At 66.3% G+C, this 12,446-nt stretch carries 10 protein-coding genes; all 10 read left to right on the top strand.

The window, feature by feature from the left end:
* Positions 1-4: 4 nt before the first annotated feature.
* On the top strand, positions 5-1,255 hold the full coding sequence (locus E9536_RS05110) for a TIM barrel protein (protein WP_119338087.1): 1,251 nt from the start codon (positions 5-7) through the stop codon (positions 1,253-1,255).
* Entirely contained in the window at positions 1,252-2,004 is a 753-nt protein-coding gene (locus tag E9536_RS05105) for an AzlC family ABC transporter permease (RefSeq protein WP_136469425.1), read from the top strand. The genes E9536_RS05110 and E9536_RS05105 overlap by 4 nt, the downstream gene beginning before the upstream one ends.
* Positions 2,001-2,339, top strand: coding sequence for a hypothetical protein (locus tag E9536_RS05100; protein WP_059650152.1), 339 nt, complete (start codon positions 2,001-2,003; stop codon positions 2,337-2,339). The genes E9536_RS05105 and E9536_RS05100 overlap by 4 nt, the downstream gene beginning before the upstream one ends.
* Before the next feature lie 9 nt (positions 2,340-2,348).
* Positions 2,349-3,554, top strand: coding sequence for an ATP-grasp domain-containing protein (locus E9536_RS05095; RefSeq protein ID WP_168799501.1), 1,206 nt, complete (start codon positions 2,349-2,351; stop codon positions 3,552-3,554).
* Between the two features lie 91 nt (positions 3,555-3,645).
* Positions 3,646-4,854, top strand: coding sequence for a hypothetical protein (locus tag E9536_RS05090; RefSeq protein ID WP_168799500.1), 1,209 nt, complete (start codon positions 3,646-3,648; stop codon positions 4,852-4,854).
* A 32-nt stretch (positions 4,855-4,886) separates the two neighbouring features.
* Positions 4,887-6,467: an FAD/NAD(P)-binding protein gene (locus tag E9536_RS05085; RefSeq protein ID WP_162923118.1), complete on the top strand. Its 1,581-nt coding sequence runs from the start codon at positions 4,887-4,889 to the stop codon at positions 6,465-6,467.
* Positions 6,468-6,503: 36 nt separating this feature from the next.
* Entirely contained in the window at positions 6,504-7,628 is a 1,125-nt protein-coding gene (locus E9536_RS05080) for a M14-type cytosolic carboxypeptidase (RefSeq protein ID WP_059698214.1), read from the top strand.
* A gap of 1,272 nt (positions 7,629-8,900) precedes the next feature.
* Positions 8,901-10,196: a cytosine permease gene (gene codB, locus E9536_RS05075; protein WP_059650142.1), complete on the top strand. Its 1,296-nt coding sequence runs from the start codon at positions 8,901-8,903 to the stop codon at positions 10,194-10,196.
* Between the two features lie 46 nt (positions 10,197-10,242).
* Positions 10,243-11,496, top strand: coding sequence for a cytosine deaminase (gene codA / locus E9536_RS05070; RefSeq protein WP_060086251.1), 1,254 nt, complete (start codon positions 10,243-10,245; stop codon positions 11,494-11,496).
* A gap of 44 nt (positions 11,497-11,540) precedes the next feature.
* Complete coding sequence (locus E9536_RS05065) at positions 11,541-12,245, top strand: TetR family transcriptional regulator C-terminal domain-containing protein (protein WP_034195967.1); 705 nt, start codon at positions 11,541-11,543, stop codon at positions 12,243-12,245.
* The last annotated feature ends 201 nt before the right edge of the window (positions 12,246-12,446 follow it).

The following is a 12,446-nucleotide window of genomic DNA, read 5'->3' as shown; positions in this document are numbered from 1 at the left end:
CCCCATGCAACCCGCAACCACGCCCCGCCTGCCGACGATTGGCTTTTCCACCAACGTCCTGAATCATCCGACCAACACGGCGCTCGCGCCGGCCGATGTTGCCACCGCGGTCGCCTTCCTGTCCGAACGTTTCGGCGCCGTGGAGATCGAGATATCGGAAGACGCCCAGCCCGCCGTCCTCGAATGCGGCCACGAGCGTTACGACGCACTCGTCGCCTCCCTCCGCGAAACCGCGCAACGCACCGGCGTGCGCCTGAGCGTGCACGCGCCCTGGTTCGGGGAGGCCACGAACCTTGCGTCGCCGAGCGCCGACGAGCGCGCGCGTTCGATCACCCTGCTCTCGCGCGCCGTTGACTTCGGCGCCGACATCGGTGCGCGCATCGTGACCTGCCACCCCGGCTACCACGAAGGCCAGGAACGAGAGATCTTCAACCGCCACTTGCACGAATCGTTGGTGGAGGCGGTGCGCTACGCCGAGTCGCGCGGCGTACAGATCAGTCTCGAGAACATGGGCGACGAACGCCCTTCCTACATCGTCCACTCGGTCGAGGAACAGATCGCCATGTGTCAGGCCACGGGCGCTCGCGTGACCCTGGACGTGATCCACCTGCGCTCACGCTACGACAGCGAGGCCGACTTCCTCGACGCGTTGACGCAGATTGCGCCCTACGTCGCCAACGTCCACATCGCCGATATGAAGGGGCGCAACCATGCCCACGTACCGATCGGCGACGGCGATTTCCCGCTCGACGAAGTCCTGCACCGTCTCGGCGCCGCAGGCTATGAGGGCGGAGCGATCGTCGAGGAGTTCGTGCGCAACTGCGACTTCCAGCGCTTTCTGGACAAGGCCATCGACTACCGCGCCCGCTTCGAGGGTCACGACCGGGCACGCGACGTCGCCGGCCCTTCCAACACGCCCGGTGGGACCTCCCTGCGTGAGGGCGACGTTCGGACCGTCGCGATCGGCGCGGCGCCGGGTGGCAGCACCATCGTCGTCGTCGGCCGTGCCGGCACGACGACCTTCGTCAACTCCTGCCCGCACACGGGTGCCCGTCTGGACTCGATGTCGCCGCTCTGCACCGAAAACGGCTACCTTGTCTGCAGCGTCCACGGTGCCCTCTTCGACGCATCGGGCCACTGCGTCAAGGGCCCGTGCGCCGGCCGCTCGCTGACATCGGCGCGCGACGAAGTGAACGGAGAATCGTGGACCGACACCGCGGCATCCAACAGCGCCCAGGAACTTCCCGCCCGATGACGCGCGCGCGCCTCGATCTCGCTACCTTGCGTGCGGCGGCCGCGCCTACGCTGCCGCTGCTCGGCTCCATCGTCGTATCGTTCATGACGGTGGGTGCGGCTGCGCGCAGCGCGGGCTTCAACCTGCCCGACGCCGTTGCCATGACGGCATTCGTATTCGCTGCGCCCGCGCAGCTCGTGATGATCGACATGCTCAAGGCGGGCGTCGGCATCGGCGCGGTGAGCGCGGCCGTCGTGATCATCAACCTGCGCCTGCTGTTCATGGCCTTCACCGTGGTCAGCAGCCTGCGCACGGTGCCGGCGCGGCGCATGGCGATCTGGTGCGCGATGCTGAGCGGCCTGTCGTTCACGCGCTTCAAGCTGCACCAGCGCGATAGCGAGGCGGAGGAGGACGCGTGGCGCGAGGAGCTTGAGCTCGCAGTGTCCTGCGTGCTGCTGTATGTCGCTGCGGTGCTGTCGACGGCCGTGGGCAACGCACTCGGCGGTCTGGCGACGCCGGTGTGGGTCGATGGCCTCGACGTGATGGTCGCGATGCTGCTCGTGGGCCGCATCTTCAACGCCGGGGGCGGCCCCGGCTTCGTGACCGTGGCAATCGCCTGCGCAGTGCTGACCCCGTTGTCCAAGACGCTGAACCCGGCCTTCGGCACGCTGCTGATGGTGTTCGTGCTGTCCTGGCTGTTCGCGGTCTCGCCGCGCATCGTCGACGTCGTGGGCCGCCCTCGGCGTCAGGCACATTCGCAAAAGCCATGACACACCTTGCCATCTGGTCCGTGATCGCGGTTACCGGCGCCCTCACGCTGGCGCTGCGCCTGCTCCCGCTGCTTGCGAGGCGTCGCATGACCGGAGAAATCTCGCCGACCATGGATCGCTTCAACCGCGCCTTCCTGGCTTGCTGCATTGCCTCGATGGTGGTCGGCCTGCTGCTCCCGGGCGGCATCTCGCCGCTCTCGGGCGGCTGGCACCGCGAGGCAGCCCTGGTCGGCGTCATCGCCCTGTACCTCGTGATCTCCCGCTTCTACGACGGGCTGCTGCTTGCGCCGGCGCTCGCGCTCGCCTTCGTAGCCGTCCGAACCTATTTTCCCTGAATGCTCCTCATGACTGCAGACGACAAGATCCTCATCCTCGGCGGCCGCGACTCAAGCGTCGAGTGGCTGACCGAACTCGGTTGCCGCGCCGACCTGATACAAAGCGAGAAAGGCCTGACCGAGCGCCAGCGCGCTGCTGCAAGCGAAGTCTTTCTCGCCGAGCACGACGACGTCGCGCGCATCGCCGACTTCGCCCTCCGCGAGCATGCGCGCAGGCCTTATGCGAGCGTCATTACCTTCCAGGAACCCTGGCTCCTCGCGGCGGCGGCCGTCGGCGAAGCGCTCGGCGTGTGCTGGAATCCGCCCGCAGCCATCCGCACCGCGTGCGATAAGGCCGCGACGCGCGACGCCCTTGCCGCCGCTGGCTGCAACGGCGTGCGCTACCGCCGCTGCGCTGACCTGGACGACGCACGGGCCTTCCTCGCGGAAATTGGCGAGCCGATCATCGTCAAGCCGGTGGGCGCGAGCGGGAGCCGCGGTGTCGGTCTCGTGCGCGACGCTTCCGAGCTCGAGGCCGCCTGGCGGCACGCCACCGGCGCGAAGGGCGGCGCCATCATCGTCGAGGAATACGTCGACGGCCCGGAGTTCAGCGTCGAAACCATCAGCGCGGACGGCGTGCATGAGGTGCTGGCGGTGACGGAGAAGCTGACCACGGGCGCGCCGAACTTCGTCGAACTCGGGCACGTGATCCCGGCCTCGCGCGGCGTGCACGATCTCGAAGCCCTCGGTGCTGCGGCGATCGATGTGCTGACCGCAATCGCCCATCGCAACGGGCCCTGCCATTCCGAGTTCCGGCTCACCCCGCAAGGGCCGAAGGCCATCGAGACGCAGACGCGTCCAGGCGGCGACCAGATCTGGGAGCTCGTGCACATCGTGACGGGCCGCAACGTCTATCGCGAAACCCTGGCGCGCCTGTGCGGGCGCGCCATCGAGCCCCTGCCGCAACAGGCACCGGCCGCGGCGATCCGCTTCCTCTTGAGCCCCGGCGCCGGCACGGTCAAGGGTATCGACAACATCGAGCACGCCGCGGCGGTGCCGGGCGTGCGCGCCGTGCATCTCGACGCCAAGACGGGCAGCCGCGTCGCGCCGGCCGCGAGTTCCAGTCAGCGACTCGGTTATTGCCTGGCCGTTGGCACGACGCCTGGTGTAGCGGCCACCGCTGCAGAGAATAGTCGCGATCGGCTGCGAGTCGTCCTCGACACCACCGCAGCCTGACTTGCCGGCCTCGACAACCCCCTTTGCGCCGGGCCTTGCCGCTGCGGCTTCCGCTATGAGAAATCTTCTTTTCGTTACGCCCAAGGTACTGATGTCTACCCCCGCTGCGGAGTGGCGGCGATCGGTCGGCCCCGATGCCATCCTCTTCACCGGCGCGGACACCGACGACGCGCGTCAGCGCATCGAGGCCCACGTGGACGGCGCGTTTTCCCGCGTCCACACCTTCTGCAATTACGAGCACAACGATCTGCCGGAGAAGCGAGCGCACGAGATCCACGCGGCCACGCCGCTGCGCAACGTGGTCTCGCTGTCGGAGGTCGACGTGCTGCGCACCGCGCGCATTCGTGAACGCTGCGGCATCCCGGGGCACTCCGAAGCGAATGCGTGGATCTTCCGCGACAAGCTGCTGATGAAGGAACGTGCACGCGCGGCGGGCCTCGGCACGCCGCGGTTCGCCCGCGTGGAAAGCGCCTTCGACCTGCTGCACTTCGTGCGGGCCAACGGACTGCCTGTCATCGTGCGCCCGATTTCGGGCCGTGGTTCGGCGCAGGTTGGCGTCCTGCGCACCGATGAGGAGCTCGAGGCCTACCTCGCGTCCGGTGCGATCGCCGCGACGGATTTCCGCCCGCAACTGTTCGTGGAGACCTTCTGCGACGGCCCGATGTTCCGTATCGACGGTCTCGTGCTGCGCGGTGAGCCCGCGTTCATGCAGGTCGCCAAGTACATCAACACCACGCTGGACTTCATGAAAGGCCAAGCCGTCGGCACGTATTCGCTGCCTGCGGACGATGCCGAACGGCTCGCGGTGGAAGAGTTCGTCACGCATCTGGTCGGACGCGCCCTGCCGTCGGCGCCGACCATGATGTTCCATGCACAGTTGCTGCAGGACAGGCACGAGGGATTGATGCTGTGCGAGATTGCCGCACGCATCGGCGGCGGCGCGATCAATGACGAGATCATTGCGGCCACCGGCGTCGACCTGAAGATGGAATACGTGCGCTGCTGCTGCCTGCCCGGATACGCCGAAGCGTGGCGGCCCACACTGCGCGAGCGGCTGGCCGCTCGCATCCTCTTGCCGCCGCAGCCCGCCGTGCTGGAAGCCATTCCCAAGGACTGCGATATTCCGTGGGTCGTCAAATACACGGCCTACGGTCAACCCGGGCGCGCGTACAACGGCCCGGCGATGACCAACGCCGAGGTTGCGAGCTTCGTCTACCACGCGGACACCGTCGGTGAAGTCACGTCGCGCTGGGTCAAGCTTGTCGACTGGCACGCGCAACGCACGATCTGGCGCTCGTGATGCGCACGACGGACAGCAGGTCGGAGGACGGTATGCGTGAACCCTGCGACATTGCGCTCGTCGGCTGCGGCGCGGTCGGGGCGTCCTTCCTCGCGAGACTGGAAGTCGACGCCGGCGGCTTCGTCGGTAGCGTGGTCATCGTCGATCCGGCGGAGGAGCCGGGGCGCGGCATCGCCTACGGCCGCGACGCGAACAGCAACCTTCTCAATCGCGCGAACGCCGCCATCTCGGTGCGCGCCGACGATCTCGGCGAGTTCTTCCGCTGGTTCGCCGAGGAGCGCGCTGCGGGACGGCTCGAGCCCCAGCACGCCAACGTGCCGCTTGAGGCGGACGGCTATGCCCCGCGTCCCCTGTTCGGGGACTACCTGGTCAGCCGCGTGCGCCGTACGTTGGCGGCACTGGCGGCGCTGGGCTGGCGCGTGCGCAAGGAGCGCGGCATGGTCATCGATATCGATGAGGAATCCGGATCATACCGGGTCACCGTATCGAACGGCGCCAGCTTCGTCGCGCGCAGCGTGGTGCTTGCCACCGGCAACGGGCCGTCATCGGCGTTCCGGCGCTTCGAGGGGCAGGAAGGCTACGTCGCCCTGCCTTATCCGAACGAAGGGCTCTCGCGGCGCATCGGTGCCGACGCGCCGGTCGCGTTGCTGGGCAGCCGCCTGAGCGCGGTGGACACGGCCATCGCGCTGACGGACCAGGGGCATCGCGGGCCCGTCTTCCTGGCCTCGCGCACCGGTCAGTTGCCCATGGTGGGCGGCGGTAACGGCAATCATGTGTTGGCGCCGGCGACGCTGGAGGTCGCTCGATACGCACGCCACGCCGGTCCGGGATCGGTCTCGCTGGTGCGCCTCATGCGCCTGATGTTGCGCGAGATGGCGCGTGCCGAGGGCAGACGCCTGCCGGTGCGCAGCATCACGCGGCCCGAACTCTCGCCCACGCAGGCCTTTCTAGCCTGCGTCGAGGAACGCGAAGCCAACGTACGCAAGCCCTGGCAAGACGCCCTGATCCCCTTCAACGACTACGTCGCGGATTTTTGGAACGCCCTGCCCGATGACGACCGCCGCCGCCTCATGCGCGGCGCCTACGGCGCGTACATGGGCTACCGTGTCTCCATCCCGCTCGAGAACGGCCGCAAGGTGGCAGGACTACTGCGGGCCGGCCGCGTCACCAATCTCTGGCCCCTGAAGGAGGTGACTCACGACGGCGAGGCCTTCGTGCTGCGCTTCGGAACGGGGGGACCGACGCTGGCCCCGGATCTGCGCGTGCCGGTGCTCGTGAACTGCACCGGTCTGGTGGGCGGCCCGGACGCGTCGGCCGGGCCGCTCTATCCGAGCCTGATCGCCGGGGGGCTCGCGCGTCGTCACCCTTTCGGCGGCATCGACGTCGATCCGCACACCAACCGCGTGATCGGCGCTCACGGAAGCGCGCACCGATTATTCGCGATCGGGAACAGTACGCAAGGCGTGTTCTTGCTCACCAGTAACCTCGTGCTGAACGCAGCTCACGCTGCCCGCGTCGTGGATCTGCTGCTGGCGGATCTCGCGTCCGCTGCGGCACCTTCGTCCCGTGCCACAAACGCCTGCATCAACGGCGCGCAAAATGTCGCGTTGTAAGCCTGCAGGCCCTGACACTGTCCTAACACCAGACCTATGCACATCGACACCGATTTCGAAGCCGCCGCCATCGATCACGTTGCCTCTCCCACCAGCGGCTCGCCCCTGCGTTTGCGTCTGCGCAGCGACAACGCCGCCGAATTCGCCCAATGGTTCGCGTTCGAGCTGGTCGATCTACCGCCCGGCGGCGTCGACGTGCGCATCGAGGGTTTGGCCGGCTCGTCCTACCCTAAAGGCTGGGTCGACTACCGCGTCTGCATGCGCGCCGATGGCGGCGAGGCGGCGGCCTGGCGCCGCCTGCCAACAGACTTCGATGGCGATGCGCTCGCGTTCCACGCGCCCGGCCCGGCCCGGCGCCTGCGCTTTGCCTATTTTCCGACCTTCGACCGCGTCGCCGAAGACAACCTCGTCGCTCAGGCGACGCAGGCAGGCGCAACGCTGGAGACCCTCGGGACCTCCGCGCTCGGCGAGCCGATCCGCATGCTCTCGTTCGAGGGCGATGCGCCACGCACTCGCCTCTGGTTCATGGCTCGCCAGCATCCGGGCGAATCGCAGGGCGGTTATTGCCTCGAGGGCCTCGTGCAGGGGCTGTGCGGCGAGCTGCGTCCTGTTTGGGAGAACGGTGGCTCAGCCGTGCATGTCATCGTCAATGCCAATCCGGACGGCGTGCGCCTGGGCAACCTGCGCACGAACGCGCGCGGCGCCAACCTCAACCGCTGCTGGGACCGTGAGTATCCTGATGCGCCCGAGACGGCCGCCGTGCGCCGTCGCATGCAAGCGCTCGGACTCGACCTGCTCGTCGACTTCCATGGCGACGAGGTCCTGCCCCACGTCTTCTCGGTGGGCGCCGACGGCAGCCCCGCCTGGACGCCACGCTTGCAGGCCCTGCGCCGCACGTTCGACGAGGACCTGCTGCGACGCTCCCCCGTGTTCCAGACAGCCCGCGGCTATTCCGTCGACCGACCTGACCACGCGAGCCCAAGGAAGTGCATCCCGTGGGTCGCGGAGCAATTCGATGCGCTGGCGATGACCATCGAATTGCCGTTCAAGGAGAGCGCCGACCGACCGCGTGACGACGCCGATGCGACCGCATACGCCCGCACATTCGGACGGGCCGTGCTCGAAACCGCCCTGGCGCTTGCGCCGTCCGTGCGGCCTTGAGGTCCTGCTCGCCTTCCGTCGAGCGCGCATGGACGCCTCCGGGGTGCCAAACCTTCGTTTGCACGACGGTTTGAAGGTCAGGATTGCGGCCCTGCGTCCGGAGGGGATGCGGACAAAATCTTGGACTACTTTGGAGGTAGTCCATGTATTTGTTGAAGTTCGTAGATACTGCTAATTGTGTCCATTCAGGAACCGATGCGTCTGCAATGCACACGCTATCCAACTTTAGTTGACGCCACGGCTTTATTTTTCCTTTGTTCTACAAAGTCAGAGCAAAGTCTGCTCCGTGAATAATTCGAATCAACGCGATCCGCAGTTGCCACCAATTCGCCTCTATGGACCTCCTTGTGATGCAGAAAGTGCATCAACTAGAGGAAAGCGAAATGTCGTTAGTGGAGCAGACACGGTGGCCAGACCACTGCTATGACGAAGGGAAATTGAAATATCCCGCCTGCATTCCGGAGGCTTAGCTTAGAGATTGATCTTTGGGGCCGCAAAGTCCACAGCCTCAGCGGCATCGATATCGCCCGCCGCCACCTCCAAGTCGATTCCGCGAGTCGCGCCGCAACTGTCAACTAGACCAATGTCAGTAGTCAGACGGCCCTGACTGACTCGTTTCGTCGCAAGACGTTGCACCCACTAATCAGACAAATAGGATGTTCCCAATCCAACTACCAAGGGACCGTTCACCGAATGTGAACGCAGTTGCCGGTGTCCTCAACTGATACATGTCGTCACACAAGACAATCCAGTTCCCGCCAAACACATTCACCTGCATGGCAGAAATCGCGCGACTTTAGTTCACGCATCAACGTTGTCCAAACTTCAGTTCCGAAATTTTGGAACTAAAGTTGCGCTCTCAGGAAGTGTGCGGCACCGGCGAAGCTTGATACGCCTGCCTTCCCCAGCATTCCAAAATAGGGCAGCTTTAGTTCGTCGGCCTGAATCGAGGCCACGTTCTTTCCCGGTCGAATCCAGCGATTCGCCGGGATCGGGGCCTCGCCCCGATCAATGCGCGGGTCACGTCAATCCCGGATAAGCCGGTTCCCGCAGTCACAACGCCCCAAGCGCCCCCGGGCGGTCAACCGCGGCACGCTTTCCCGGCAGCCGCTTCGCGACCGCCACGCGCACACCAAATTTTTACGCTTGTAAAAATTTTGGCCAGAGAGAATGACGCGCTGAAAACAGAAACAGAAACAGCCCGTCCGCTGCCCGTGCACGGGCCTGCGCGACCTCCTTCAGCCCACAACCCGATCGCCCACGGAAAACGAGATGCCCACGAACCAGGATGCACGCCCGACTGCCGGGTCGAACCACGGGGAATTCGCGCTGAGCGAAGTCCCGCTCGAGAAACGCACCGGCTTTCTATCGATCACGATGGTGCTGCTGAGCTTCACGTTCTTCACCGGGACGATGTTCGCCGGCGGCAAAATCGGCGTCGCCTTCGATGTCGTCAGCATGATCCAGATCGCCGTGATCGGTAACCTGCTGCTCGCCGCCTACGCGGCGTCGCTTGCGCTGATCGCCGCGCGCAGCGGCCTGAATGCGGTGCTGATGGGGCGCTTCTGCTTCGGCGAAGTCGGCAGCAAGCTGTCCGATTTCCTGCTCGGCTTCGCGGAACTCGGCTGGTACGCGTGGGGCACCGCGACGGTCGCCATCGTGCTGGTCAAGCTGCTCGGCTGGCCCGCGTCGGTGACCACGCCGTTGATGATCCTGTTCGGCTTCGGATTCTCGATCACGGCCATCATCGGCTATCGCGGCATGGACGTGCTGTCGCGCGTGTCCGTGCCGTTGATGTTCGTGCTGCTGATGACGTCGATGTGGATCGCCACCCGCGATATCGGCGGGTGGGCCGGCCTCAAGCACGTCGTGCCGACGCATCCGATGCAGTTCTCGGCCGCGGTGACGATGGTCATCGGCACCTTCGCGAGCGGCGCCACGCAGGCGACCAACTGGACGCGCCTCGCCCGCAGCGCGCGCAGCGCCGTGTCCGCCAGCATGATCGGGTTCTTCGCGGGCAACGGCCTGATGATCGTCGCGGGCGCGTACTGCGCGATCGTCTATCAGCAGGCCGACATCGTCGAGGTGATGATGCTGCAGGGCCTGTCGATCGCGGCGGTCGTGATGCTGTGCCTGAATCTCTGGACCATCCAGGGGCCGACGATGTACAACGTGGCGGCCGCCGGCTGCCACCTGCTGCGCACCGAGCGGCGGCGCACGCTCGTCCTCGTGGGGGCGGCGATCGGCATCGTGCTCGCGGTCGGCGGGATGTACGAGCTGCTGATTCCGTTCCTCGTACTGCTCGGCTCGATCATTCCGCCCGTCGGCGGCGTGATCATGGCGGACTACTGGTACCGCCATCGCGGCACCTACCCGTCGCTTGCGACCGCCCGCCTGCCGCGCTTCAACCTGGTCGGCCTGGCCGCCTATGCGATCGGTGCGATACTCGCCTACACCTCGCCGTGGATCGCGCCGATCGTCGGCATCGCGGCGTCCGCCGCCGCGTACATCGTGCTGCTGCAGGTTGCCCGCGCGTTCTCGCGCGAGCCGTCCGTCCAGGGCGAATGATTCCGCTGCGCGCCCTTCCGGCCCCACTCGAACGACAGGAACCCACATGAAGATCATCAACGCCAGATTGCGCGGCCGTAGCGGCCTCTTCACGATCGACCTCGATGCGGACACGATCCGTGCGATCGACCTCCAGCCGTCGCCGCTGACGCCGCAAGGGAACGACGTCATCGATGCCGGCAGCAATCTCGTCATCCCGCCGCTGGTCGAGCCGCATATCCATCTCGATGCGACGCTGACCGCCGGCGAACCCGAATGGAACATGAGCGGCACGCTGTTCGAAGGCATCGAGCGATGGGGGCAGCGCAAGGCCACGATCACGCACGACGATACGAAAGCCCGCGCGCACACGACGATCGGGATGCTGCGCGACAACGGCATCCAGCACGTGCGCACGCACGTGGACGTCACCGATCCCACGCTCGCCGCGTTGAAGGCGATGGTCGAAGTCAGGGAAGAGGCGCGCGATCTCATCGACCTGCAGATCGTCGCGTTTCCGCAGGAAGGCATCGAGTCGTTCGACAACGGCCGCGCGTTGATGGAGCGCGCGATCGAGATGGGCGCCGACGTCGTTGGCGGCATTCCGCATTTCGAGAACACGCGCGACCAGGGCGTGAGCTCCATCAAGTTCCTGATGGATCTCGCGGAGCGCAAGGGCTGCCTCGTCGACGTCCATTGCGACGAAACCGACGATCCGCAATCGCGCTTCCTGGAAGTGCTCGCCGAGGAAGCGCGGGTACGCGGGATGGGCAAGCGCGTCACCGCGAGCCACACGACCGCGATGGGCTCCTACGACAACGCTTATTGCTCGAAGCTGTTCCGGCTGCTGAAGCGCTCGGAGATTCATTTCATTTCGTGTCCGACCGAAAGCATCCACCTGCAGGGGCGTTTCGACACCTACCCGAAGCGGCGCGGCATCACGCGTGTGGCGGAGCTCGATCGCGCCGGCATCAACGTGTGCTTCGGACAGGATTCGATCAAGGACCCGTGGTACCCCGTCGGCAACGGCAACATCCTGCGCATTCTCGACGTGGGCCTGCACGTGTGCCACATGCTCGGATACGAAGACCTGCAGCGGTGCCTCGATTTCGTCACCGAGCACAGCGCGAACGCGATGTCCCTCGGCGACCGGTACGGCCTCGCCGTCGGGCGGCCGGCCAATCTGCTGATCCTCGACGCCGATAGCGACTACGAAGTGATTCGCAAGCAGGCCAGGGTGCGTACGTCGCTGCGCGGCGGGAAGGTCATCATGCAGCGCGCGCCGGAACACATCACCTATCCCGAAGCGAACGCGCGTTGAGCGGACGGCGGCTCCGGCCCGACATGCCGGTGGAGGATCGAGCGATGAACCCGTCCGCGCCGACCGCAGAACCGCCCGCCCGGCCACCCGGCCGGCGGGAAGCGCTGCGCGATACCCTCGAGGCGGCCATTCTCGCCGCCGCCGAGGAATCGTTTTCCACGTATGGATTCGAAGGGAGCTCCGTTGCGGCGATCGCGGCAGCGGCCGGCCTGTCGAAGCAGAACCTGATGTACTACTTCCCGACGAAGCTGGCGCTCTACAGACGCGTGCTGGACGACGTCCTGCGGGACTGGCTCGGCAGGATGCGGGAGTTCGCGGCGCCCGAGCGCGAGCCGGCGGAAGCGATGTCGGCCTATATCCGCGCCAAACTCGAATTTTCCCGGAACCGCCCGCATGGATCACGGGTGTTCGCGCTGGAGATCATCGGCGGCGCGAAGACCTACGGAAAGGAGATCCGCAAGCAACTGATCCCGGTGCTGCGGGACGACATCCGGGTGCTCGAGCGCTGGATCGACGAAGGCAAGGTCCGGCAGGTCGATGCCGAGCACCTGTTCTTCCTGATCTGGGCAGCGACGCAGTCGTATGCGGATTTCGCGTCGCAGATGCTGCTGGTGCTCGGCAAGCGCGCGCTGGGGAGCGACGATTTCGACGCGGCCTATCGCACGATCTCGGACCTGGTGCTCAGGGCGCTGATCACCGAAAACGGCAACGGCGGCCTGAGCGCCGCCGTTGCCGTTCGCGCACGGTAACCCGGCGCCATCGGAGGCCGCCGGGAACCGCCGGTCAGTCGTTGTGCTTGTGGTGCTTCTTTTTCTTGTGCTTGCCGCCGCGGTAGTAATCGTCGGAGCGCGAGTTGTTGCGCGACACGTGGCCGCCCAGCGCCGCCCCCGCGCCGCCGCCGACGGCCGCGCCCACGAGCCCGCCCGCCGTGCCGCCCATCGCGTGGCCCG

It is taken from the genome of Burkholderia sp. LS-044 (assembly GCF_004803625.1).
GTDB classification, from domain to species: domain Bacteria; phylum Pseudomonadota; class Gammaproteobacteria; order Burkholderiales; family Burkholderiaceae; genus Burkholderia; species Burkholderia cepacia.
This window is presented reverse-complemented; position numbering and strand designations above follow the sequence as displayed.

Coding starts and splice junctions, on each gene's coding strand:
- E9536_RS05065 (WP_034195967.1), top strand. CDS start 11,541: ATGAACCCGTCCGCGCCGACCGCAGAACCGCCCGCCCGGCCACCCGGC.
- E9536_RS05085 (WP_162923118.1), top strand. CDS start 4,887: ATGCGTGAACCCTGCGACATTGCGCTCGTCGGCTGCGGCGCGGTCGGG.
- E9536_RS05110 (WP_119338087.1), top strand. CDS start 5: ATGCAACCCGCAACCACGCCCCGCCTGCCGACGATTGGCTTTTCCACC.
- codA (WP_060086251.1), top strand. CDS start 10,243: ATGAAGATCATCAACGCCAGATTGCGCGGCCGTAGCGGCCTCTTCACG.
- E9536_RS05095 (WP_168799501.1), top strand. CDS start 2,349: ATGACTGCAGACGACAAGATCCTCATCCTCGGCGGCCGCGACTCAAGC.
- E9536_RS05080 (WP_059698214.1), top strand. CDS start 6,504: ATGCACATCGACACCGATTTCGAAGCCGCCGCCATCGATCACGTTGCC.
- E9536_RS05090 (WP_168799500.1), top strand. CDS start 3,646: ATGTCTACCCCCGCTGCGGAGTGGCGGCGATCGGTCGGCCCCGATGCC.
- E9536_RS05105 (WP_136469425.1), top strand. CDS start 1,252: ATGACGCGCGCGCGCCTCGATCTCGCTACCTTGCGTGCGGCGGCCGCG.
- E9536_RS05100 (WP_059650152.1), top strand. CDS start 2,001: ATGACACACCTTGCCATCTGGTCCGTGATCGCGGTTACCGGCGCCCTC.
- codB (WP_059650142.1), top strand. CDS start 8,901: ATGCCCACGAACCAGGATGCACGCCCGACTGCCGGGTCGAACCACGGG.